The sequence below is a fragment of the Paenibacillus sp. YIM B09110 genome, assembly GCF_037167145.1.
Lineage (GTDB): Bacteria > Bacillota > Bacilli > Paenibacillales > Paenibacillaceae > Pristimantibacillus.
In genome coordinates this window covers 422,556-447,157 of record NZ_JBANSP010000004.1, presented here as the reverse complement: position 1 = coordinate 447,157, position 24,602 = coordinate 422,556, and the positions used below count along the sequence as shown (strand labels likewise).

Below are 24,602 nucleotides of genomic sequence, written 5' to 3'. Positions count from 1 at the left end.
AGATAACTTGGAGGCGAATAGATTTGGTGTGCAACTAAAATCCACCGTATACGCGGTCAAACAACAGTATATATTGTGTTTTGTTGTGTGTTTTATAATGTTTTGTAAATGACGTCTGAAATCGGGGGCGATACGGAGCGAGTGGAAGCATGGATGGCGGACCGTTGTCGCAGCTGGCGCCGATCCTCATCTTTGTTGGCGTTTGGGAGACGTAGATGGCGTATATACGAAATGTTTAGATACGGTAAAGAGCATTGACACCACCTCACTGGTATCTTACTATTTACTCGTAAACACAATTAAAAACAACTAAAAGCAATGTATTTTATGACAAATGTAATTTTTTTCATTGAATCATTCGAATGATTCTGTGAAAACAAAGCAATTCCAAAACAATCAACAGGAGTGAGCTAAAGATGACGACGACGGTATATCGCGGACATATTCAAGGGGTTGTATTCGATTGGGCCGGAACGATGGTGGACTATGGCTGCTTCGCTCCGCTGCTTGTATTCGTGAACGTATTCCATCAAAGAGGGATCGAAATTACCCCGGAGGAAGCTAGAGTGCCAATGGGCATGTTGAAGTGGGATCATATCAAAGCGCTTCTCGAAATGGAGAGAATTGCAGCGCTATGGAAGGAACGCTTCGGCAGCGCGCCAACAGATGCCGATGTTGATGATTTATATGCCGATTTCGAACCGATGCTGTTCGCTGATCTGGCGCGTTATACCGATCCGATTCCGGGAGCGCTTGACGTCGTGGAGAAATTGAGGTCTGACGGTCTCAAAATCGGTTCAACGACGGGATACACGTCAAAAATGATGGAAATCGTTGCGGGCGAAGCGAACAAAAAAGGGTACGCGCCGGATACGCTCGTCACGCCGGACGACGCGGCTGCCGGACGGCCGTATCCATGGATGTGCTATCGGAATGCCGAGCTGTTGGGCATTCATCCGATGAACGCCATGGTGAAGGTCGGCGATACGACCAGCGACGTGTTGGAGGGGGTAAATGCGGGAATGTGGAGCATAGGCGTCATTAAGGGCGGCAGCGAGCTGGGCCTGAGCGAAGCCGAGGTGGAAGGAATGCCGGCAGAGCTGCTGGCGGTGAAGATGGAAGCCGTCACTGAACGGTTCAAGGCAGCTGGGGCGCATTACGTCATCGAGCAAATAAGCGATTTGCCAAACATCATTGAAACGATAAATGAACGCCTCGCTGCAGGCGACAAATAAGGAGATAATTCGCATGAACATTGATTTGCTGGATGATAATCCGTATTTGCTGTTGACGCCGGGCCCGCTCTCAACGAGCAAACGCGTCAAGGTAGCGATGCTCAAGGACTGGTGCACATGGGATAGCGAGTACAATGACTTGGTTCAAAATATCCGAAGACGGCTGGTCTCGCTTGCTACGCGACGTACCGAGGACTATTCCAGCGTGCTGATGCAAGGAAGCGGCAGCTTCAGCGTGGAATCCGTCATCGGCAGCGCGATCGGCCCGGGCGGAAAGCTGCTTGTGATGACGAATGGCGCATACGGGCAGCGCATTGCCCAAATGGCGGCCGTGCTCGGAATCGATACGCTCGTGCTGGACAGCGGCGAGGTATCGTTACCGAATCTCGCGAAACTTGAAGAAACTTTGAAAGCCGATTCCGCCATTACGCATGTCGCCATGGTGCATTGCGAGACGACGACGGGGATGCTTAACCCGATTCAGGAAGCGGGAGCTATCGTAAAAGCTTACAATAAAACGTTCATCGTAGATGCCATGAGCAGCTTCGGCGGCGTTCCGCTCGATATGGCGGAGCTTGGCATCGATTATTTGATCAGCAGCGCCAACAAATGCATTCAAGGCGTACCTGGATTCGGTTTTGTTATCGCTCGCATCGATCAATTGCAATCCTGCAAAGGGCAGGCGAGATCGCTGTCGCTTGATTTGTACGATCAATGGAACCATATGGAGCAGAACGGCGGGAAGTGGCGGTTTACATCTCCGACCCATACGGTGCGAGCCTTCTACGAGGCACTATTGGAGCTCGAGGAGGAGGGGGGCGTAGCTGCAAGGCATACGCGCTATCTTACCAACCAGCAGACGCTCGTCAAAGGCATGCGCGCGATCGGCTATGAAACGCTGCTCAGCGACGGTATGCAGTCACCGATCATTACGTCTTTTTATTATCCCGATGATCCATCCTTCACGTTCGAGACGTTCTATAAGCAGCTTAAGGAGCAAGGCTTTGTCATCTACCCTGGCAAAATATCAAACGCCGACACGTTCCGAATCGGCAATATAGGCGAAATTGCCGAGGCCGATATGAAGCGGCTAATCGCGGCCGTCGGCCGTGTCGAGCGAAGCGTCAAATCCCATACTTGATCTTCTTGCAAAGGAGTCGTCCCTTATGATAATCGGTGTACCGAAAGAACTCAAAAACAACGAAAACCGCGTTGGCATGACGCCTGCCGGTGTCGCTTCCTTCATTAAACGCGGCCATGCGGTCATCGTGGAGAGAGGAGCGGGACTCGGAAGCGGCTTCACCGACCAAGCTTACGCCGCAGCAGGAGCTGCTATCGCAGAAGTACCCGAGGAGGCGTGGTCGGCCCAAATGGTCATGAAGGTAAAGGAACCGCTGCGCGAGGAATACCGTCATTTCCGCGAGGGGCTCATTTTGTTCACTTATTTGCATCTCGCCGCCGAGCCTGAGCTTACAAAGGCGCTGATCGACCGCAAGGTTGTAGCGATCGCATACGAAACGATCCAGAAGGATAACGGCTCGCTTCCGCTGCTGACGCCAATGAGCGAGGTGGCGGGGCGGATGTCCATTCAGATTGGCTCGCAATATTTGGAGGGCACGAGGGGCGGGAAAGGTATATTGCTTGGCGGCGTGCCGGGCGTTCCGCCTGCAGAGGTCGTCATTATCGGAGGCGGTGTCGTAGGCACGAACGCTGCCAAAATGGCAGTCGGCCTCGGGGCCTACGTAACGGTTATCGACAGCAATCCGGATCGGCTGCGCCAGTTGGATGATCAGTTCCAAGGCCGGCTGAGAACGGTCGTTTCGAGCGAAATGACGATTGCTGAAGCCGTCTCGAAGGCCGATCTTCTGGTCGGAGCCGTGCTTATTCCTGGCGCCCGGGCTCCGCGTCTCGTCACGGAGGAAATGGTCCGTACCATGCAGCCAGGTTCGGTAATCGTCGATGTAGCCATTGACCAAGGCGGATCGATCGAGACGATTGATCATATCACAACGCATAGCGATCCAACCTATGAGCGGTATGGCGTCGTTCATTACGCCGTAGCCAATATGCCTGGCGCGGTATCAAGAACCGCGACCATTGCGCTGACAAATGTTACTGTGCCTTATGGTTTGCTTATTGCCGACAAAGGCTACAAAGCAGCTGCCTTGGCGCACAATGATTTGGCGAAAGGCTTAAACGTGCTGAATGGTCACGTTGTGTTCCGCGGCGTCGCCGATTCATTGGGTTATGCGCATGCATCCGTAGATCAATTACTGAAGGAACAGCCCGTCGCTTGAGGCGATTTCGATTACTTGTTGGCCTGCGTACAGTGCATGTAGTGCGCGGGCCTTTTTTGAAAAAAGAACAACACAAAAACAACCAAAACAAGTTATTTACAATAAAATAATAAGCTTTTAATAGCATATTGATTCTGATATATTCGAAATGAGCTCACCAGCAACGACAAACATAATGGTTCTAAAAATTTAAACGTACAGAAATCAGGAGGAGAGAAAATGAAAGCAACATCGAAAAAAATGGGCATGACGATTCTGAGCTTGGCGCTTGTGATGGCAATCTTGCTGACGGGCTGCGGAGGCGGAACGGGAAGCAACAACGGGGGCAATAAAGCAAACACGGGTAATACGACGGGAACTGAAGGCGGCTTAGATACGGAATCCAAAGAACTGACGGTCTACACGGCGCTGGAAGACGATATCATTCAGGAGTACTTGGTTACGTATAAAGCGAAATATCCGGACGTGAAGCTCAATATCGTACGCGATTCGACAGGCGTCATTACAGCGAAGCTGCTCGCCGAGAAAGATAACCCGCAAGCGGATGTCGTATGGGGCTTAGCGGCAACGAGCTTGCTTGTCCTTGATCAGAACGGCATGCTTGAAGGCTACTCGCCGGTAGGCATCGAGCGGATCGACCCGCTCTTCAAGGATGCGAACGAGCCGGCCAAATGGGTAGGCATCGACGCATGGGAGACAGCATTTGTCGCTAATACGGTCGAGCTGGAGAAAGCCGGAATTCCCGTTCCGCAAACGTATCAAGACTTGATTAAACCGGAGTACAAAGGTCTCATCACGATGCCGAATCCGGCTTCGTCGGGAACAGGCTATTTGACTGTATCGGGATTGATTCAGTTGCTTGGTGAAGACGAAGCATGGTCCTACATGGACAAGCTGAACGAAAATATCGCTATGTATGTGCATTCCGGTTCGAAGCCGGCTAAGCTGGCGGGAACAGGCGAATATCCAATCGGCATTTCGTTCGGCTACCGCGGTATTCAAGAAGCTGAGAACGGTGCGCCGGTCGACGTCGTATTCCCTACTGAAGGCTCCGGCTACGACGTAGAGGCGAATGCACTTATGAAGAAAGGCACGATCAAGCAAATCGCCAAAGACTTCCTCGATTGGGCTATCACAGACGAGGTCATGAAAGAATACAACAAAAACTATGCCATCATCGCAATTAAAACGGAAAATACGGAACTGCCTAAAGGCTATACGAAAGATCCAATGTCCCAATTGATCAAAAACGACTTGAACGCTTCCGCGAAAAACCGCGAAGGCATCCTGGCCGAATGGTCCAAGCGTTACGACAGCAAAAGCGAACCCAAATCCTAATTATCAGAAACTCGCATGAGCGGATAACCGTATCGCGAATCCAAGTATTCGCGATGCGGCATCCGTAAGATTAATGCTTATCGGAGGGAAACGACGTGCAACCTTATCTGTCAATCCAAGGCGTTACCAAGACATTCGGATCATTCACTGCACTTCACAACGTGTCTGTTGACATCCACAAGAATGAGTTCGTTTGCCTGCTCGGTCCCAGCGGTTGCGGGAAGACGACACTGCTCCGAATTATTGCCGGTCTCGAGCAGCCGACGACGGGGAGCGTACATGTCGGAGGCAAAGACATTACGAAGCTGCCGCCAGCCAAACGCAACTTCGGTATGGTGTTCCAATCCTACGCCCTATTTCCGAATATGACTGCCAAACAAAATATCGCTTACGGCCTCAAGGGCAAAGGATACAGCCGAAGCGAAATGAAAGAAAAGGTAGAAGCCGCCATCGTTCAGGTTGACCTTGCCCATGTGGCGGATCGTTATCCGTCGCACTTATCCGGCGGACAACAGCAGCGCGTGGCATTAGCCAGAGCGATCGTGCTCGAGCCGGACTTTCTATTGCTTGACGAGCCGCTCTCGGCGCTCGATGCCAAGGTGCGAACGAGGCTGCGCCGCGAATTGCGCGAGCTTCAGGAAAAGCTGGGCATTACGACGATCATGGTTACGCATGACCAAGAAGAGGCACTGACGATGTCCGACCGCATCGTCGTTATGAACCGTGCTGAAATTGTACAGGTCGGGACGCCAAATGAAATATACGAGCAACCGAATAGTCCTTTCGTAGCCGACTTCGTCGGCGCAATTAACTTCCTGAATGATCCAGATCCGCGCAGCTGCATGGCGGTTCGCCCCGAGCATGTCAGCATCTCTCCTTCGGGCCAAGGCATGCCGGCTATTATCCATAACATTGAATTCAGGGGCGCCTTCTACCGCTTGTCGCTGCTTACGGAGACGAAGGCGGGGGAGACCCAAATGATAACCGTGGACGTATCGGCCCAGCTGTCCCATCAGCTGCAGTTAGCCAAAAACAGCGCCGTTTCGCTCCATTTGGCCGCCGATAAGCTGCTTACGTTCCATAAGGAAGCGGTGGTTTGATGGCTGCCGTTATCCGCTCGGCCTTCCGCTCCATTCAGCAACGATTGACGGCGGCGGATCTGGTAATCAGGACGCTGACCGTGCTCATGATTGCGGTACTGCTGCTCGTTTTGCTAGTCCCGCTATTGTTTCTGTTCGTTAAGGCGTTTCAAAATAACGACGGCGCCTTCATTGGACTCGACAATTTTCTAACGTATTTCACGACGGCTTCGATGCTGCGCTCATTGACCAATACGTTATTCGTCTCGGGAATGACGACAGTCATTTCTGTCGTGTTGGCATTCCTTTACGCATACGGAATCGTCCGCACGTCCATGTCAGGCAAGCGGATGTTCAAGTCGATCGCACTGCTGCCTCTATTCGCTCCAACGATGATGCACGCGCTGTCGCTGACCTATTTGTTCGGCAATCAAGGCATCGTTACGAACGGATTTTTCGGCCTATTGCCGTTCGGCGTTCATATTGAAATTTACGGGCCGATCGGCATCATCATTTCCGAGGTCATCTATACATTCCCGCAGGCCTATATGATTTTCCTCACGGCGCTGTCGATCACCGATTATCGTCTGTATGAGGCGTCCGAGTCGCTTGGCGCAAGCAAATGGCGGACATTTTGCAGCGTCACGGTGCCGACCGTCAAATACGGTCTAATCAGCGCGGCCTTCGTCTGCTTTACGGCGAGCTTCATCGATTTCGGTGCGCCGCAATCAATTGGCGGGCAATTTTCGGTGCTGGCGACCGACATATACAAGCAGGTCATCGGGCAGCAGAACATGCCGATGGGCGCGACGGTCGGCATTCTGCTGACGATACCGGCCGTTATCGCATTCGCGGTGGACCGGTTCGTCGAACGGAAGCAGAAGATGACGCTCACGGCGAAGTCGACAGCGTATCAGATCAAGGAAAACAAAGGCCGCGATATTATCTTCTTGGCGTTCAGCACGATTGTAGCCGCTTGCATTCTCATTCCGCTGTTTACGATCGTATTCGCATCGCTCGTTAAGACATGGCCGTATAACCTTAGCTTAAGCTTAAGTCATTACAATTTCTCCAAGGTTGCAGCCGGGGGCATGGGACCTTTCATAGTAAGCTTAAAGGTCGCGGCGCTGACCGCTGTCGTCGGTACGATCGCAACGTTCGTATTCGCGTACTTGATCGAGAAGTCTCGCGATTTCGGGCGACTGCGCCAATTCGGCTACTTCCTATCCGTGCTGCCGATGGCGCTGCCGGGCATGGCGCTGGGGCTGGCGTACATTTTCTTCTTCAACGAGCCTAGTAATCCGCTTGGCTTCATGTACGCCACGATTGCGATTCTTGTGCTTGTCAACGTCGTTCATTTCTATTCGGTGCCATTCATTACGGCGACGGCATCGCTTAAGAAGCTCGACAAAGAGATCGAAGCCGTATCGGAGTCGATGAGCGTGCCGTTTTATCGGACTTTTATTCGCGTGACCGTACCGATGTCGCTGCCGGCCATCCTTGAGATCGCGATGTACTTTTTCGTTAACGCCATGGTTACGATATCTGCGGTCGTATTTCTCTACGCGCCGGATCTGAAACCTGCCGCGGTGTCCATCGTGAACATGGACGATGCGGGAGATGTAGCGGCCGCTGCCGCCATGTCGGTACTGGTCGTCGCCGTGAATCTGGCCGTCCGTTCGCTTTACGAGCTGCTCGTGATGGGCGTACGCAAAAAAACGCAAGCATGGTATGCGTCCCGTTCTTAGCCGTTATGTAAAGGTTCGGAAAATCGCAACTGCGGGATAGCATGGAACAGTACCGAACGTTATAATGAAAACAATAGGCTAGTAGACGGAAGGGGACTCATTCATTGTCGTTGGTAGGAGAAGAGCGCAAATCGATTATTCTCGAGAAATTGAATTCGGAAGGCCAGGTCAAAACGTTCGATTTGGTAAAAAAGCTTAACGTATCTTCCGAAACGATCCGGCGATACCTAGAGGAGCTGGAGGACGAGAACCGGCTGAAACGGGTATACGGAGGCGCGGTCAAAATCAACCTGAGCGGGGAAGAGCCTTCCTATCTAAAGCGGGAAGTGCTGCATGCCGAGGAGAAACGCTTGATCGGCAAAGCAGCGGCAACGCTCGTCGAAGACAATGACGTCATCTTCATCGACGACGGGACGACGCCGCAGCAGATGATCCATTTTCTGATGAACAAGCACAATTTGACAGTGCTAACGATGTCCATACCAGCGCTTCATTTGTTGATCGAATACAAGAACAAGGAGCTATTCTCGGGCGAGATCTATTTGATTGGCGGCAAAGTGAATGCGACGCATTCCCGCGTCACAGGCTCGATTGCCGAGAAGATCGCCGGCTTGTTCCATGCGGATAAGGCGTTTATCTCGATTGACGGCATCGTGCTGAACAAAGGCATTACGGCATTCGACGCGGAACGAGGCCAGCTGGCAAGCAAAGTCATCGAGAACTCGAAACAAACGATCATCATGACCGACAGCTCCAAGATCGGCTTAACCCAAATGTACCGGATCGCCGAGTGGCGAGACATCGATATCGTCATCTGCAACACGGCAATGCCGAAGGACTGGCGGGAGACGCTGGACGAGCGCGGAGTTGAATGGATTGTTGCCGAGTAGAACAGCAGAAGGAAGCCCGTTAGGTCTCATTCAGACCTAGCGGGGCGATGATGGATTTCTGCAACATAGAGCGTCACTTTTGGAAGAAGAAAAAAGCTATATTGGATTACTGCACGAACTTTGTCTGAAATGGGCAATTGGCGTGGATTTTGCCGAAAGTTAATGCAGATATCCATCAAAGCCATGCAAAGGGCCAACATCGGTATAAAGTTAATGCTAATATCCAACATAGCTCGGAGGAGGCCGGCTCAGTTCGCGTCCGGCCAATTGATGCGGCGCCTAACGTTGTAAAAGTTCCCCGCGGAATCAATGGTTTCAGCTCTGAATAAACAAGCTCCCACAACGAATGTTGAGGGAGCTTGTTTATTTTCTAAATATAGGAAAGTATAAAATTCGCTTTTATACTGGGCACGCCGCCAAAGGACGGCACAGAACCGAGCTGCGCATAGACGCAGCTAACGGTTCGTGCGTAGCGAAAGCCGTTTTGTTCTTATAGGTAAACCGCTTTGCCGGTTTTGGCCGATTCGTAGATAGCTTCGAGAATTTGGGATACGACGAATGCTTGCTCAGGCGTTACGACTGGATCTTTGTCCTCGTCGATTGCTTTGATCCACATTCTCATCTCGAGATCGATGTCTCTTTCGGTAGCGCCGTCGTAGAACGCAACGCCGCCGGCTTTCAAGTCAATCTCCGTAGTGTACAGGCGGCTGTGCTTCTCGCCGTTGATACGAAGGCCGTCTTTCATGTCGGCTCCGCCTTCTGTACCGGACAGCGTACATTTCGCTTCGTCGACTTCAAGCGTATTGAGAGCCCAGCTTGATTCGAGCGAGATCGTAGCGCCGTTCTCCATAACGATCATGCCGAATGCGGAATCTTCAACCGTGAACTTGGCAGGGTCCCATGGTCCCCATGCATTAGCCGCGTTCTCGCGTTGCGACAGCTTGTGGTACGAAGTGCCGAGTACGACTTTCGGCTTGTAGTTGTTCATCATCCACAGCGTAAGGTCAAGCGCATGCGTACCGATATCGATAAGCGGGCCGCCGCCTTGTTTCTCTTCGTCGAGGAATACGCCCCAAGTCGGTACGGCACGGCGACGAATCGCGTGCGCCTTCGCGAAGTAAATTTCGCCAAGCTCGCCTTCCTCGCAAATTTTCTTCAAGTGTTGGCTGTCAGCGCGGAAACGGTTGTTGTAGCCGACAGTCAATTTTTTGCCTGTGCGTTTCGCTGCATCAACCATACGCTGAGCGTCATGAGCCGTCTTCGCCATCGGCTTCTCGCTCATAACATGTTTGCCTGCTTCGAGCGCGTCAATCGCAATTTCAGCATGCGAATCGTTCGGCGTACATACATGAACGATGTCAATCGAAGCATCGGTTAGCAATTCTTTATAGTTCGTGTATACGCGTGCGCCTTCAGCGCCGTACTTTTGGGACGCTTCCACAGCGCGCTCTTCCACGATATCGCAGAATGCGACCATTTCAATGTTTTTCAGCTTGCTCAGTGCCGGCATATGCTTGCCGTTGGCGATACCGCCGCAGCCTATAATTGCAATACGATAAGTACGTGACATAATAAACAGCCTCCTCAGATTAAGTCTATAACGTAGTCACGGTCTGACGTTCCATTTTCCGATAGTCGGAAGGGGTCATTCCGTAACGCTTGCGAAAGACGGTGTGCAAATAGTTGCCGGCGGCAAAGCCGGCGTTCTTCGCGATTTGCTCTACGGATAACTCGCTTGCTACAAGCTCCCGGCAGACGGCCGCAAGCCGAATATCTTCGAGTATGCGGCTGAAGGATTGCCCGTTATGAAGCTCCTTGAACAACCGCTGAATTTGCCTTACGCCGAGATTCAGCTTGTCGGCAACATCCTCCAGTGTAATCGGCCCTGCATAGTTGGCTTGGATGTATTCCATTGCGAGCCGATACCGATACGCCTTCATGTCGCGCGTCGGAAATTGCTTCTGCTCGCCAGCCGTTTCGTATGCGCGGACAGCACGCAGCAGAATTTGAATCACATTTTGCTTAATGGTGGTATAGCTGCCCGTATAGTTGTCCTTATAAGCTCGGTATGCATCAAGGAAACACGGCATCGCCTCGTGAAGATCGGACGTCGGAAAAGCAGGCAGCGCCTTCAGCTTCTCGACGCAGGCATGGGCTTCCGCATCCTCCCAGTCATCGTATACATCGGGAAGTTCGTTCTGCTCCAAACTGCGATCAATAATATCGACATGAAGGCAAAGCTCGTCCATAGCCTCAGCCGTATCCGCTTCCTGATAGTGCATGACCTCGGGCCCTGTTAAGTACAATAATCCGGACTTCAACGGGTACTCTTGATCGACGATGATGACCTTGCCTCTGCCTTGAGGAATGAAATGGAATTCGAACTCCGCATGCTTATGAAAGCCGATGACTCTGCCGGATGGAAAGTGGGTGAGATGGAATCGCAGCACATGGATATCATAACGTCCCCATCTGATGTGCAGCTCCAATCGTTCCAGCGCATCCTCGCGTTCTCTCATCATTTCGTATGGGAAGCTCGGCAAAACCATCTCCTCCTCTGCAGTTCAAGGTGCCCGTCTACTCGCTAAGCTCGCTGATCGAGATCGCTCTTCTCTCCTGAGCAGACCGGTTCGAAGCTTCCATCAGCTTCGTAAGGTCAGTTGCCAAGGAAATGTTCTCAACTGCCTGCGTGTCGTTGTTGATGTGGCCGACCCATTGGTCGAATGCGCTTTCACGTTTGCTAGGCAACGGAATCTTCGTCCACTTGTCGGCATATTCGCCGTTTGCGCCATTCGTGCGTAGCAATAGTTCGCCGTCCGGTGTACCATACAACAGCGTTCCTTCCGTGCCGTGGACTTCAATCGTGAACGGCGAGTGGCTATTCACGAAGCCAGCCTCCGCAATACCGATAGCTCCCGAAGGGGTAGACAGCACGGATACCGCGTTGTCCTCGACATCTTTGCCAGTTAAATAACTGAACGTGGCGGATACTTCGGAAGGCATCTCGCCCAGGAACAATCTAGCGAGGTACATCGGATGACAGCCAAGATCGATGAGCGCGCCGCCGGCGCATTGCTCCAAGTTGTAGAAGTGGCTAGGCAGCCAGTCCGCGATCGCGCCGTTATGGGACAACCGTGTTCGCACAAGCGTTAGCTTACCGAGCAGATTCTTCTCCAAAATATCGCGAATCGCGAGCGTATAACTATCATTTAGACGAGGCAGCGATACGGTAAGTTTCACTTTGTTGCTTGCTACTTCGTTAAGTATAACATTTGTTTCCTTTAAAGTCGGCGCGATTACTTTCTCTGTGAAAATATGTTTGCCTGCGCGTGCCGCCTTCACGATCACTTCGGCATGCATCGAGGTTGGCGCATCGACGATAACGGCGTCAATGTCTTCACTTGCTAACATGTCATCCAAATTCTCATAGAATGGAACGCCTTGTTTCTCGGCAGCTTCCCGTCCGCGTTCAGGAATCTCGTCCCATACGGCCGCAATTACTGTGCCCGGATGAGCCTGAGCTTGCTTCGTGTAATCCCATGCATGCACATGCCAATAGCTAATTTTACCTATGCGAATCATACATTCACCTCTCCATTAGTTCAGTAGTTGATTGTATAGCTTGAATATATAAATTTATGACAACAAAGTAAATGTAACATATTTATTTTCTTATTATTAGTGCAATTTTATGACCTTTTGTCTTCAATATTACGACACTTCGAGAATCGAGATCGTGGAAGCTGATCAACTCTTGCCATACTGCTTGCGATAGTCGCGAGGCGACTGCCGGGCGATCTTCTTGAACATTTTGCCAAAGTGGGAAAAGTTCTCGAAGCCGACGGCAACTGCGATCTCCGAGATTGAGCTCTCTGAATCGCGAAGCAGGCGCTGCGCCTCCTTAATACGGGTCAGAACGACGTAGTCGGAAAAGGCAAAACCGGTAATTTCCTTAAACATGCGGCTGAGATAATAAGAACTTATGAAGAAACGCTCCGATAGGTCTCCAAGGCGAAGCGGCTCAGCGTAGCTGGCGTTAATATGACGCACGACCTCGGTTATCTTCGCATGCATCGGAGTTTCGTGCTGCAACGGCGCAAAATCATGCTTTTCCACATAGCGTGCAGCGATAAGAAGCAGTTCGACAATAGCCGGTCCGGGGATAAGCTCGTAGCCCGTAGGTTTATTCTCTATTTCCGAGAGCAGTTGGCGAATGAGCTGCAAGGCGCGATTTTGTTCGGACAACGGCAGGCGAATGATGGGGCTGTCTTGCCGGAAAGAGCTAAGCAAATAGCCGACGTGCTCCGAAGACCATTTCTCAACCGTGTCGTCGTCAAAGTGAATAATGACACGCTCGTGTGCGGCTTCTCCGGCATGCATCGTTTTGTGGAGCTCATGCTTCGGTATGAACACGAGATCGCCTTGCTCGACGGCGTATGAACGATCGCGAATAAAGTACAGCCGTTTTCCCGACAGCATGTAATAGATTTCGTAATAGGCGTGATAATGGTCGACGCTCATCGTGAACGCTTCCGATCGCTTCATATATTCGACGTAAAGCTCCGGCGTGTCGCCGAAGCTGTAACTGAACGGTTCTTGCTCTGTGGGCATGATCTTCAGCCTCCAATAGGTATGTTTAGCGCAAGATATGCGGTATTCCATTGAAATTAAGCAGAATATGAAGAGAATTATACTACTCTTATGCGCTAAAATAAAACCATGATAAATTGAGGAGGACGAATCAAATGACAAAGAAACGTTACGTATTGGTAGGCAGCGGCGGCAGGGCTGAATTTTTTTACGGTGCCCTTGCAACCGATTTCAAGGAAACGTCGGAGCTAACCGCATTTTGTGATATTAACCAGACCCGCATGAATTACGCGAACCGCATTTTGACCGAAAAGTATGGCTACAACGCCGTTAACACATATAAGTCGAATGAGTTCGATCGCATGATCGAAATCGAGAAGCCCGATGCCGTAATCGTAACAAGCATGGACCGTACGCATCATACGTATATCATTCGCGCCCTGGAGCTTGGCTGCGATGTCGTAACCGAGAAGCCGATGACGGTAGACGAGAAGAAATGCCAGGAAATACTCGATGCGGTAGAACGCACGGGCGGTAATGTGCGCGTCACGTTCAACTATCGATATGCGCCGCATCATACGAAGGCGAGAGAACTGATTGCCAGCGGCGCAATTGGCAAAGTAACGTCCGTCCACTTCGAATGGCTGCTTAACACACAGCATGGCGCGGACTACTTCCGCAGATGGCATCGCAATAAGGGGAACAGCGGCGGCTTGCTCGTCCATAAGTCGACGCATCACTTTGACCTCGTTAACTTCTGGATCGATTCGCAGCCGGAATCGGTATTCGCTTTCGGCGACCTGTTGTTCTACGGACGCGAGAATGCGGAGCAACGCGGCGAAACGAAGTTTTATGAGCGCGCGACGGGCAATCCGATTGCCGAAGACGATCCATTTGCGCTACACTTGGATAAAAATGATCATTTGAAATCGATGTACCTGGACGCGGAGCACGAGGACGGCTACCGGCGCGATCAAAGCGTGTTCGGAGACGGCATCAATATCGAAGATACAATGGGCGTGCTTGTCCGCTATAAGAACAACGCGATAATGACGTATTCCTTAAACGCTTACTTGCCATGGGAAGGCTACCGGATCGCATTCAACGGTACGAAAGGCCGCATCGAGATGAATATCGTCGAGCAGTCTTACGTGAACTCGGGCGGTGAGAAGTCGCAGGAGGGCGCGCTTAAAGACAAGGCGATCACGGTGTTCCCGATGTTCGGAGCGCCTTACGAGGTTGACGTTGAAGAGGGCGTTGGCGGTCATGGCGGCGGCGATCCAGTGCTGCTGAACGATCTGTTCGGTACGCCGGTGGAGGATAAGTGGAATCGCGCTGCCAATCATATTGACGGTGCAAGATCGATACTGACGGGAATCGCAGCTAACCGCTCTATTCAGACGGGGCAGGCAGTACAGATCGACGATTTGGTTCATTTTTACAAAAAGTGATTATGGGGGAAAGCTGAAATGAAGCCTTTTATGGACGACAACTTCTTGTTATCGAACGAGACGGCCGTTACGCTTTATCACGATTATGCGAAACAAATGCCAATTATCGATTATCACTGTCATCTAAGCCCGCAACAAATTTATGAAAATACGAGCTTCGTGAACATTACGGAAGCTTGGCTATACGGCGATCATTACAAGTGGCGTGCCATGCGTGCGAACGGCGCGGAGGAAAGACTCGTAACCGGCGGCGAGGGCGCTACCGATTACGAGCGGTTCGCTGCTTGGGCGAAAACAGTTCCGCAGACGATCGGAAACCCGCTGTATCATTGGTCGCATCTTGAACTGCGTCGGTTTTTCGACGTGCAAGACCTTATTAACGAGAAGAATGCTCCTGAGATTTGGGAGAAGGTTAATGCGAAGCTTGCAACGGGCAGCTTCAAAGCTCGCGATTTAATCAAGATGTCGAACGTCGAGGTTATTTGTACGACGGATGATCCTGTCGATTCGCTGGAATACCATATCGCAATAAAAGGTTTGGAAGATTTCGACGTGCAGGTGCTGCCGTCATTCCGTCCGGATAAGGCGCTTGAAATTAACCGCGCGACTTACCTGCCGTGGATCAAGCAGCTTGCGGAAGTATCCGCCCGCCAGGTCGACAGCTATGATGCGCTGCTTGACGCGCTCGCGGATCGCGTAAAGTTCTTCGACGAGGTCGGATGCAAAGTATCCGATCACGCGCTGGACTATGTGGCGTTCGCAGAGACGACGAAGGAAGAAGCTGCGGCTATATTCGCGCGCGCGCTGCAAGGCGAGAAGGTAAGCCTGGAGGACGAGAAGAAGTACAAGACGTTCACGCTGTTGTTCCTTGGCCGTCAATATGCGCAGCGCGGCTGGGCGATGCAGCTTCATATTAACGCTGCGCGCAACAACAACGCGCGCATGTTCGGCAAGCTCGGACCGGATACGGGATTTGATTCCATTAACGACAGCTCGGTGGCTTACCCGCTGTCCCGTCTCCTCGATGCGCTTGATTCGGACGACCTGCTGCCGAATACGATCGTCTATTCGCTTAACGCGAACGACAACGACGTGCTTGGCGCTCTGATCGGCTGCTATCAAGGCGGCGGCGTACCTGGCAAGATTCAGCTTGGCTCAGCATGGTGGTTCAACGATACGAAAAACGGCATGCTTGATCAGATGAACGCGCTGGCTAACCTTGGTTTGCTCAGCCGCTTCGTCGGCATGCTGACGGATTCGCGCAGCTTCCTGTCCTATACGCGCCATGAGTATTTCCGCCGGATTCTATGCAACCTGCTCGGCGAATGGGTCGAGAACGGCGAGGCGCCTGACGATCTGGAATTGCTCGGCGATATGGTGCAAAATATTTCGTACCGCAATGCGAAGCAATATTTCGGATTTTAAACGAAAGAGGATCGAAATAGAGGCCCGAATACACTAAAAAGTGTATTCGGGTATTTTTTATTGGAAATGACAATTTGGATAAAGGATTTAAAGGATTTGTGTAGAATTTTGTAGATTAATTATACTTAATGGTAAACGCAGGTTCGAATCATTTGAACAGCAAGAACGGCCGGGCAACTTACTAAAGGAATGGTGATATTGTCATGTTAAAGGAACAGATGAGATATTCACGTCTGGCGAATCTCACGAAATTAATTAATACAAAGCTTGAACTGCGAGACGTGCTCGAGCATGTAACGACGGCCATATCCGAAGAAATCGTGAGTTGCAATTCTGTAGGCATTTATTTACCTCAAGAGGACGGTACATTCAGAGGCTATGTGGGCAAGCCGGAGGTCATTAACGGCTGGACGCTCGATATGCACGTCATCGACACCGAGATGGACTTGCTTGCAAAAGAAGTAATCGAAACGAAGAAAACGATCTATATTCCGGATACGTCTCAAGATTCGCGGCCTGATCCGAGAGCCGTGCAAGGCTTTCATATCAAATCACTGCTCGTGCTTCCAATCTCATTCGAGCAGGAGTTGTTCGGGCTTGTATTTCTGTTCGATTACGGCATTCCAATGAACTTGACTGAGTCGGAAATACAGACGGTAGAAGCTTATGTAAATATGGCGGCCGTGTCGATCCAAAACGCGAAAAACCTGGCGCACAAAGAAAATTTGATCGCTGAGAAGCAACTGCTGCTCGACGTCATCCGCGACCTGTCGCTGTGCTCCACATTGCAGGAGAGTCTGGACAGCTGCTTCTTCTACCTCGGCAAGGTGCTGGAGAACGATAATATCGGCGTACATTTGCTTGATCCAATTACGGAAAGCAAAATTAAGCCGGCGAAGCTCAGCAAGGACAGCGACTGGACGGAAGAAGACTGGATGCGCACTCATAGCAAAATAATAATCGACGAAAGCAATGATGAGGTCGTGCAAGAGGTTATTCGAACGAAGAAGGCCGTGCTCATACCGAACGTGTATAAGGACAGTCGTCCGAATCATGAAGTATGCCGCAATTTCGGGATTACCGGAATGCTGATGCTCCCGCTCGTATCGATGGGCGGCGCTCTCGGCTCCATCGCGGTCGTTAAGCTCGAAGAGGGAGCGCTTCTCTATTCCGAGGCTACGCTGCAGCTTGCGCAATCGATCGTGGACGCCACGGCGTCGACGCTGTCGAACTTGCTCTATATGGAGAAGCAAGAAACGATCATCAAAGAACGGACCTCGGAAATCACGGTCAAAAATAACGAGCTTGAACGCCTCGTTAGCGAATTGCAGCAGCTTAGCAGGGAGAAGGAGCTTATTCTTAATTCGGCTGGCGAAGGCATTTTCGGTCTAGACCTCGACCGCAGCATTACGTTCTGCAATCCGGCTGGCGTCTCCATGTTAGGCTATAGCTCTTCCGCCGAAATGATCGGCGAGCCGTCGCGGATTATTTTCAAAGGAAAGCAACCGGAGCAAGAGTCCTTCGGCCAAAAGCAGGAGTCCGACAACAAATGGGACCATTACTATGAGAATGAGCTGTTTTATCGGAAGGACGGTTCCAGCTTTCCAGTCGAAAACGTCATATCGCCTATTAAGGAAAATGACGAAATTGTCGGCGAAGTGGTCACCTTCAAGGACATTACGCAAAGGAAGCAGATGGAGGAGGAGATTAGGCGTCGGGCCTACTTCGACAGCTTAACCGATTTGCCTAACCGTCTGCTGCTGATTGACAAGCTCAATGACGGGCTGGTTCATGCGCAGAAGAACGGCGGAAAGCTCGCGGTCCTTTATTTGGACATGGACCGCTTCAAGTTCATTAACGACTCTCTAGGCCATAGCTACGGCGATCTTCTGCTGCGGGATGTTGCCGGCCGATTGATCCGCTCCGTTCCGAAGGAAGCAACCATATCGCGTCAGGGCGGAGACGAATTCACGATATTGCTGCCGCATATCGAATGCGAAGACGAGGTCATCGAGGTTGTCCGGTTAGTCGTGGACTGCTTCGCCGATCCGTTCGAGCTGATGGGCCACGAAATTTATATGAAGGTGAGCATGGGCATCAGTATGTATCCCGATCACGGCGACACGACCGAAACGTTGATCAAAAACGCGGATACCGCCATGTACAAATCAAAAGAAATAACCGGCAACAGCTATCATTTCTTCCGAAACGGCATGGATACGAGAACGTTCGAAATCATTAAGCTCGAGAACGATCTGTATAAGGCGCTCGATCAACAAGAACTCGAGCTGTATTACCAGCCGCAAATCAATTACTTGACCGGCCGAATTGTCGGCGTTGAGGCGCTGCTGCGTTGGAATCATCCTATGAGCGGGCTTGTATCGCCGGATCAGTTCATTCCGATCGCCGAGGAAACGGCTCTTATCGTCCCAATCGGCGAATGGGTGCTGCGAACGGCATGCCGACAATTAAAAGAGTGGCAGCAGCTAGGCTATCCGTTATACAGCATGTCGATTAATTTGTCGGCGCGCCAGTTCGAGCAAAACAATTTGTTTGTTGCGGTCCAGTCAGTGCTGCAAGAGGTGGGGATAGACCCTGACAATTTGCAGCTAGAACTTACAGAAAATTCAATTATCAAAAACAAAGAAGTAACGTTGAAAACGATGAAGGCTTTGAAAGGGATAGGAGTGAAAATCGCGATTGACGATTTTGGAACGGGATATTCGTCGTTAGGCTATCTGTCCAGTCTTCCGATCGACACGTTAAAAATCGACAAATCGTTCTTGCAGGACATTACAAGCGATGACGATCATGCAGCCATTACGAATACGATTATTACGCTGGCGCGGAACTTGAACTTGAGCGTTATTGCGGAAGGCGTCGAAACGAAGGAGCATGTTCGCTTTTTGAGCGACCGTGATTGCTACTTAATGCAAGGCTATTACTTCAGTAAACCAATGACAGCTAAGGCAATCACCGACAATTTTCTCGCGAATGAATACGATAGAGATAAGTGGAGGTAGTGGTATGAGAGCGGCAAGAGCAGTATTAGAGTTATTGAAGGCAAACGGTGTGAAACATATTTTTGGTATCCCGGCGGGGTCGGTTAACGCCTTCTTCGACGAGCTTTACGAAATGCCGGAAATCGAACCGGTCGTCACGAAGCATGAAGGAGCCGCATCGTATATGGCGGCTTCCTACGCGAAGTATTCCGGCGGTCTTAGCGTGAGCATCGGCTGCAGCGGTCCGGGCGGGACGAACCTCATTACCGGTGCTGCCAGCGCGATGCGCGAGCATTTGCCGGTGTTGTTCATTACCGGTGCAGTTCCCGTGAGCACGATGGGCCTGAACGCCTCGCAGGAGTTGGATGCAGCTCCGATATTTCGTACCGTGACGAAGCACAGCGTTATCGTCAAGGAAGCGAGCGAGCTGCTCTCGGAAGTGGTTAAAGCGTGCCAAATCGCGATATCAGGGGTGCCGGGGCCGGTTCATGTCGCGATACCGATTGACGTTCAGCATGCGAGGGTGGGAGAGCCCGACATTCCCCTCCTTCCTCCTAGGAGACCGATGGTTCCGAAATTGGACGTCATCGAGAAGACTGCCGGAGCGCTGCTGAATACGAAGGACGGCTGCATACTGGTCGGACAAGGCGTCCGCGGTTCCGTGGATTTGCTGATCGAGCTGGCAGAAATGCTGAACTGGCCGATTATGACGACGCCGCAGGCGAAGGGCTATATAACGGAGCGGCATCCGCTCTACTGTGGCATATTCGGTTTTGCCGGTCATGAGACGGCCTCGAATCTAGTTACCGAAGGAGCAGGCGGCGCACTGCTCATCGTCGGCTCGAGCTTGGGCGAGACCGCTACGAACAATTATAACGCAAGCTTGACGAAAGGCCGGTTCACGATTCAGCTCGACTTCGACCAGACGGTGTTCAATCGGAAATACGCGATCGATATTCCCGTGTTGGGTGATATCCGCTTAAGCTTGCTCATGTTAATCGATGAGTTGAAATCGCTCGGATTGTCTGGGGTTAGCGCTAGCGGCGAACACAAGGCGGTTAAGCAGGAGACGCCGGTTGCTGCTGACGAGGCATACAATACACAAAATGTGCTGCGCCATATTCAGAGCAGCCTGCCGGCTGATATGAGGTATACGGTAGATATTGGCGAGTTCATGTCTTATGTCATTCACCATATGAAGGTGCTGGAGGAGGATTCGTTCGATATCAATGTCCACTTCGGCGCAATGGGAAGCGGGATCGGAGCGGCGATCGGCTCCAAGTTGGCCGAGCCCGGGCGGCCCGTCGCTTGCATAACGGGGGATGGCTGTTTCTTCATGCACGGCATGGAAATATTGACGGCCAAGGAGCTTGGCTTGCCTATCTTGTTCATCGTCATGAACAACGCCCGTCTCGGCATGGTCTATCATGGACATTCGCTGCAGTTCAAGCGAACGCACCCATCCTTCGAGCAGGAGCCGATTGATATATCCCGGATGGGTGCGGCGATGCAAATTCCGAGCTACCGCATTAACGATATGAACGATCTGGACCAAGATGCCGTGAACCGGCTTCTAAACTCGAACGGACCGGCTATATTGGAAGTAGCGTTAAAGGATAACGGCACGCCGCCAATGGGCGACCGCGTCAAGTTTCTATCATCCTTCGGCAAATAACACTCGTCGGTTGAACTCGCGTATCGCGTCCAAAAGCGCCTTAATCGTGTGTCCCTTGAACGAGTCGGGAACAGCTTTGCCCGCAGGATCGGCATAGCGGAAGCAGAATGACTGTGAATCATACTCGTAGCCCAGCCGGGATAGATCTGTTATCAAGGCCTGCGGCGGCTCAGAAGAACCGGTAAGCTCGACGTAGCGGACTGTCGCAGAGATTTGAACGTCCACATCATGAGGTCCAGTATGTACGGCGAACAGATCGTCGCTACTTTGGATCATCCACCGACCTTTCGAAAACATCGAAATTTGTTTACCCTCCAGCGCAGATAATGCATCCAGATTTATTCCAAAAAGTTGATTAATCCACTGGCGAATGTCCACGCCGGAAGCCGTCTTTCGGTCGTGGCTTTCGATATACGCTTCAAAAGCGGCGTTAGCTGAGCCTTCATAGGTGCTAGTTTCAGTGTCAGTGTCAGCAGCAAGTACGGGCATCCATTCTAGCTGTATGGCAAACACTTGCCTTACAACCGCGATAATGTCTGCGCCGCTAGCACCAGATCCATAGGTCTCAAGCAGCTTGTCCATTTGTTCCGACTTCGTCATCATTGTGCATGCCTCCCATCTATGTCATATTATAAGGGATGGCAGTGATGTCTCATAGAGAAAGATTACCGGTACAAGCTCGTCATATACCGGAGCATTTGAGGACCGGCAATGTTAGCGGCTATTCCGAACAGCTCGGAGTTTGCCGTTTTTTTGCATACTAAATAAAAGGCGAATCCGCCGATCAGCTCGAAGGCGATAAATTCTCTCCATTTCCAGGCGGGAACGACGTAGACGGTAAATTCTTTCGTGGGTAGGGTTCGCTTTTTCAACGTGATACGACCTCCGGCAATCGGGCTCTAATCAATCATATAAGCGTATGCGGGGCGGCTTATCCAACATTCGACCTTTCAACAAAGCTTCGTCCCAGTCATTCAACCAGAGGGGGTATTCGATATGACGAAAACAACAAAAACAGTATTTGTATCAGGAGCGGATCGCGGTGTCGGACTGGCGCTGGCATCGGTATGGCTCGGCAAAGGTTATACGGTATTCGCCGGCCAATACGCGGAGGGGACGCAAGGGCTGTCTGAGCTGCAGCAGCAGTACGGCGAGCAGCTTCAAATTGTGCAGCTTGATGTGTCGCGTGATGAAAGTGTTGCCCAGGCGGTTAGCTATGTGGCAGACCGCGCAGGTCAGTTGGACCTGCTGTTCAACAATGCGGCGATTCTGGGCGATATTCAGGCGAAAATTACCGATGAGTTGAACTACGCGGAGATGATAGACGTGTTCAACGTCAATACGCTCGGAAGCTTGCGGATGAGTCAGTCCTTCATGCCGCTTCTGCTGAGAGGCGAGACGAAGATGATCGTGAACATATCGTCCGAAGCGGGCAGCATAAGCAACTGCCATCGCGATAGCTGGTATGCGTATTGCATGTCCAAGGCGGCGCTTAATATGCAGTCGAAGCTCGTGCATAACGGCTTCAAACCGCTTGGCGGCCGCGTACTCGCCATGCATCCGGGCTGGGTACAGACGTATATGCAGGGCAAGCTGGACGCAAATGCCGAGCTGACACCAGAGCAATCCGCTGCTTCGATTACACGCGTCGTCGAAGAGAAGCTGGCGCAGCCTCAGTCGCAGGCGGAATGCGAATATGTCGATTATAACGGCACGGCTATGAACTGGTAGTTTATAATAGGAACGAGATTGGTAGGAATAGAAAGGGGATTAGTAATGAGTGATAGGATTCGAGCAATGGTGTTCGGCGACAATGAGCGCGCGCCGTATCATCCGCTTCATGCGATAGAGAAGGAGCTGCAGGCGATTCTGGGCGATCGCTTCGTCCTGGAAGCAAGCGATGACTATGACCGATTTTACTCTGCTTCAATTGGCGAATACGATCTATGCGTCTTGTATGCCGATTGCTGGGAGGAGAAGCTGACCGATGCGCAAGTTGCCGGACTTGTCGCTTTCGTGGCGCAAGGAGGCGGCTTGCTCGTCATTCATAACGGCATATCGGTACAGAATCGGCATGAGCTGCGCCAGTTGATAGGCGCTAAGTTTCTCGGGCATCCGGAATATCAGCGGCTGAAGTTCCGCTACACGGACAACAGTCATGAAATATGGACTGGAGCGGAGCCGTTCGAGATGGATGAAGAGCCGTATTTGTTCGAGATGGATTCTTTCATTGAGACAGAGCTGCTCATGACCTATGAGATGGACGGCGAATTGTATCCGGCGGCATGGGCGCATAAGCACGGACTTGGCCGCGTTGCCTATTTGATGCCGGGCCATCATGCGCCGTCGTTCGCTATACCTGCATATCGCGGCCTCATTGCGAGCGCGGCGAAGTGGGCGGCTCGTTAGCGGGAAACGGCAAGCACCTAGTCGTTGAGCAGAGACGATAACAGACCAACAGCAAGAAGGAGCCTGCATATGAGCGAGCCTATGTTACAGCCGAAGCAGCAAGCCATAAGCATGATGAAATTATGGTCTTTTTTTCTGCCATTAGGCATTTCGGCAAGTTTGGTCACCATTTCGCACGTTATTATTAATAGTACATTAAGCAGAGCTGCTGACCCCGAGCGGATAATCGCCAGCTATGCGGTCGCGATGAGCCTGCTTGCAATTACAGAAAGGCCGGCCGTTCTGCTACGTCAGACCTGCTCTACGCTGGTTCGGGATAAACGCTCCTATACGTCGACGCTTACCGTTGCACAGCTTGTGTTTGCCAGCATTATGGTAATGGGGCTGTTGATCAGCTATACACCGCTCGGGACATTCATATTTAAAGACGTATTCGGAGTCGGCGAGGACAGTGTGGACGATGTTCTTCAGGTCTATCAAGTGCTTATGTTCGTAAGTATATTTTCGGGGATTCGTTGTTTTTACCAAGGCGTTATCATTTATAATTTGCGCACGAAGTGGCTGACGATCGGAATGGCAGTCCGACTTGCCGGCATGTATATGCTCTCGCTGTATTTTATCCATACCGGGGTGCACAGCGGCGTTGTCGGAGCGTACATCTTCTTATTCGGCATGATGATCGAAGCGGCGGTCAGCTTCATGGAGGGGCGTTTGCTCGTACGCAAAATGCCGGACAAGCTGGAGGATCATACCACTAAGACCAAAGGTCATGTCTTCTCCTTTTACCGGCCGTTATTGTTCTCTTCCCTTATTTCGGTATGGATCGGTCCGGCTATTAATGCGATGCTGGGCAAAACGTGGAATGCCGAGCTGGCCATCTCTTCCTTTGCGATCGCAGCCAGTCTGGTTATGCTGCTCAGCAGCTTTTTTAGCTATTTTCATCAAATCGTAATCAATTTCTATCCTATCGATCCTGGTGCGGTCCGTCGATTTACGTTAATGCTAGGTTTCGTTCCCGCACTGTTAATGGGGCTCATAGCCTTTACGGATATAGGCGTTTTTTTACTGGAGCATGTTATAGGCGTACACGGCCGATTGCAGGCAGAAAGCATTCGGGTATTGCAAAGCTTCGTGCTCTTCGCGCTCGTGATGCCTTGGCTTGATGTCCTGAATGGACTCGTATTCGTACGCAGGCAGACGAAGCTTATTATCGGCTCCCAAATCTCGAATCTAACTTTTACATTTATCACGCTTATCGTTTGTACCTGGCTTGCTCCCGAATGGAACGGGTCAATCGGAGCTTGGGCGCAGTCGCTCGGCATGATGGCGGAGCTCATATTCGTTGCTTTGGCGCTGCGATTTATTAAACCGGATGAACCCGTTCCTGCTGCAGCAAGAGCGGCAGTCTGATAGGTCGCTATGTCATTTAGCACATAATAAAGGGGCGTCGATCTGATGATCGA

The 24,602-nt window shown here is 51.3% G+C and carries 20 protein-coding genes; 14 read left to right on the top strand and 6 right to left on the bottom strand.

Annotated features, from left to right (window positions below; translation table 11 throughout):
• The first annotated feature begins 416 nt into the window (after positions 1–416).
• From phnX to V8F51_RS08610, 7 genes are all read left to right on the top strand, one after another.
• Positions 417–1,235 carry a phosphonoacetaldehyde hydrolase gene (phnX, locus tag V8F51_RS08640; protein ID WP_337099772.1) on the top strand — a complete coding sequence of 273 codons (819 nt, stop codon included), beginning with the start codon at positions 417–419 and terminating at the stop codon, positions 1,233–1,235.
• A gap of 13 nt (positions 1,236–1,248) precedes the next feature.
• Positions 1,249–2,376: a 2-aminoethylphosphonate--pyruvate transaminase gene (gene phnW / locus V8F51_RS08635; protein WP_337099771.1), complete on the top strand. Its 1,128-nt coding sequence runs from the start codon at positions 1,249–1,251 to the stop codon at positions 2,374–2,376.
• Between the two features lie 25 nt (positions 2,377–2,401).
• Positions 2,402–3,532, top strand: coding sequence for an alanine dehydrogenase (ald, locus tag V8F51_RS08630; protein ID WP_337099770.1), 1,131 nt, complete (start codon positions 2,402–2,404; stop codon positions 3,530–3,532).
• A gap of 219 nt (positions 3,533–3,751) precedes the next feature.
• Positions 3,752–4,870, top strand: coding sequence for a putative 2-aminoethylphosphonate ABC transporter substrate-binding protein (locus V8F51_RS08625; protein WP_337099769.1), 1,119 nt, complete (start codon positions 3,752–3,754; stop codon positions 4,868–4,870).
• Between the two features lie 95 nt (positions 4,871–4,965).
• Positions 4,966–5,970 (top strand): ABC transporter ATP-binding protein, encoded by a 1,005-nt coding sequence (locus V8F51_RS08620; protein ID WP_337099768.1) that lies wholly within the window; start codon positions 4,966–4,968, stop codon positions 5,968–5,970.
• Complete coding sequence (locus V8F51_RS08615; protein ID WP_337099767.1) at positions 5,970–7,697, top strand: putative 2-aminoethylphosphonate ABC transporter permease subunit; 1,728 nt, start codon at positions 5,970–5,972, stop codon at positions 7,695–7,697. The genes V8F51_RS08620 and V8F51_RS08615 overlap by 1 nt, the downstream gene beginning before the upstream one ends.
• A gap of 104 nt (positions 7,698–7,801) precedes the next feature.
• On the top strand, positions 7,802–8,587 hold the full coding sequence (locus tag V8F51_RS08610; RefSeq protein WP_337099766.1) for a DeoR/GlpR family DNA-binding transcription regulator: 786 nt from the start codon (positions 7,802–7,804) through the stop codon (positions 8,585–8,587).
• 490 nt (positions 8,588–9,077) lie between these two features.
• Here V8F51_RS08610 and V8F51_RS08605 read toward each other — a convergent pair whose 3' ends face one another.
• The 4 genes from V8F51_RS08605 to V8F51_RS08590 all read right to left on the bottom strand — a co-directional run bounded on the left by V8F51_RS08605 (position 9,078) and on the right by V8F51_RS08590 (position 13,198).
• The gene (locus V8F51_RS08605) at positions 9,078–10,157 is read right to left on the bottom strand and encodes a Gfo/Idh/MocA family protein (protein ID WP_337099765.1); all 1,080 of its coding nucleotides are present in this window, start codon (positions 10,155–10,157) and stop codon (positions 9,078–9,080) included.
• A gap of 25 nt (positions 10,158–10,182) precedes the next feature.
• Positions 10,183–11,106, bottom strand: coding sequence for an AraC family transcriptional regulator (locus tag V8F51_RS08600; RefSeq protein ID WP_337099764.1), 924 nt, complete (start codon positions 11,104–11,106; stop codon positions 10,183–10,185).
• Between the two features lie 58 nt (positions 11,107–11,164).
• Positions 11,165–12,169, bottom strand: a complete 1,005-nt coding sequence (locus V8F51_RS08595) for a Gfo/Idh/MocA family protein (protein WP_337099763.1) — start codon at positions 12,167–12,169, stop codon at positions 11,165–11,167.
• Between the two features lie 165 nt (positions 12,170–12,334).
• Positions 12,335–13,198: an AraC family transcriptional regulator gene (locus V8F51_RS08590; protein ID WP_337099762.1), complete on the bottom strand. Its 864-nt coding sequence runs from the start codon at positions 13,196–13,198 to the stop codon at positions 12,335–12,337.
• Between the two features lie 134 nt (positions 13,199–13,332).
• Here V8F51_RS08590 and V8F51_RS08585 point away from each other — a divergent pair, with 134 nt between their 5' ends.
• The 4 genes from V8F51_RS08585 (at position 13,333) to V8F51_RS08570 (ending at position 20,730) form a co-directional block, all read left to right on the top strand.
• Positions 13,333–14,628 carry a Gfo/Idh/MocA family protein gene (locus tag V8F51_RS08585; RefSeq protein WP_337099761.1) on the top strand — a complete coding sequence of 432 codons (1,296 nt, stop codon included), beginning with the start codon at positions 13,333–13,335 and terminating at the stop codon, positions 14,626–14,628.
• 18 nt (positions 14,629–14,646) lie between these two features.
• The gene (uxaC, locus tag V8F51_RS08580; RefSeq protein ID WP_337099760.1) at positions 14,647–16,053 is read left to right on the top strand and encodes a glucuronate isomerase; all 1,407 of its coding nucleotides are present in this window, start codon (positions 14,647–14,649) and stop codon (positions 16,051–16,053) included.
• 203 nt (positions 16,054–16,256) lie between these two features.
• Entirely contained in the window at positions 16,257–19,076 is a 2,820-nt protein-coding gene (locus tag V8F51_RS08575; protein WP_337099759.1) for an EAL domain-containing protein, read from the top strand.
• A gap of 4 nt (positions 19,077–19,080) precedes the next feature.
• Positions 19,081–20,730: a thiamine pyrophosphate-binding protein gene (locus tag V8F51_RS08570; protein ID WP_337099758.1), complete on the top strand. Its 1,650-nt coding sequence runs from the start codon at positions 19,081–19,083 to the stop codon at positions 20,728–20,730.
• On the opposite strand, the gene V8F51_RS08565 is transcribed toward V8F51_RS08570, so the two are convergent.
• Complete coding sequence (locus V8F51_RS08565) at positions 20,713–21,333, bottom strand: hypothetical protein (protein ID WP_337099757.1); 621 nt, start codon at positions 21,331–21,333, stop codon at positions 20,713–20,715. The genes V8F51_RS08570 and V8F51_RS08565 overlap by 18 nt on opposite strands.
• A gap of 62 nt (positions 21,334–21,395) precedes the next feature.
• Entirely contained in the window at positions 21,396–21,602 is a 207-nt protein-coding gene (locus V8F51_RS08560) for a hypothetical protein (RefSeq protein WP_337099756.1), read from the bottom strand.
• Positions 21,603–21,726: 124 nt separating this feature from the next.
• Between V8F51_RS08560 and V8F51_RS08555 the strand changes: the two genes are divergently transcribed.
• The 3 genes from V8F51_RS08555 (at position 21,727) to V8F51_RS08545 (ending at position 24,549) form a co-directional block, all read left to right on the top strand.
• Positions 21,727–22,461 (top strand): SDR family oxidoreductase, encoded by a 735-nt coding sequence (locus tag V8F51_RS08555; protein WP_337099755.1) that lies wholly within the window; start codon positions 21,727–21,729, stop codon positions 22,459–22,461.
• 45 nt (positions 22,462–22,506) lie between these two features.
• Positions 22,507–23,139, top strand: a complete 633-nt coding sequence (locus V8F51_RS08550) for a ThuA domain-containing protein (protein ID WP_337099754.1) — start codon at positions 22,507–22,509, stop codon at positions 23,137–23,139.
• Positions 23,140–23,208: 69 nt separating this feature from the next.
• Entirely contained in the window at positions 23,209–24,549 is a 1,341-nt protein-coding gene (locus tag V8F51_RS08545; RefSeq protein ID WP_337099753.1) for a multi antimicrobial extrusion protein MatE, read from the top strand.
• The last annotated feature ends 53 nt before the right edge of the window (positions 24,550–24,602 follow it).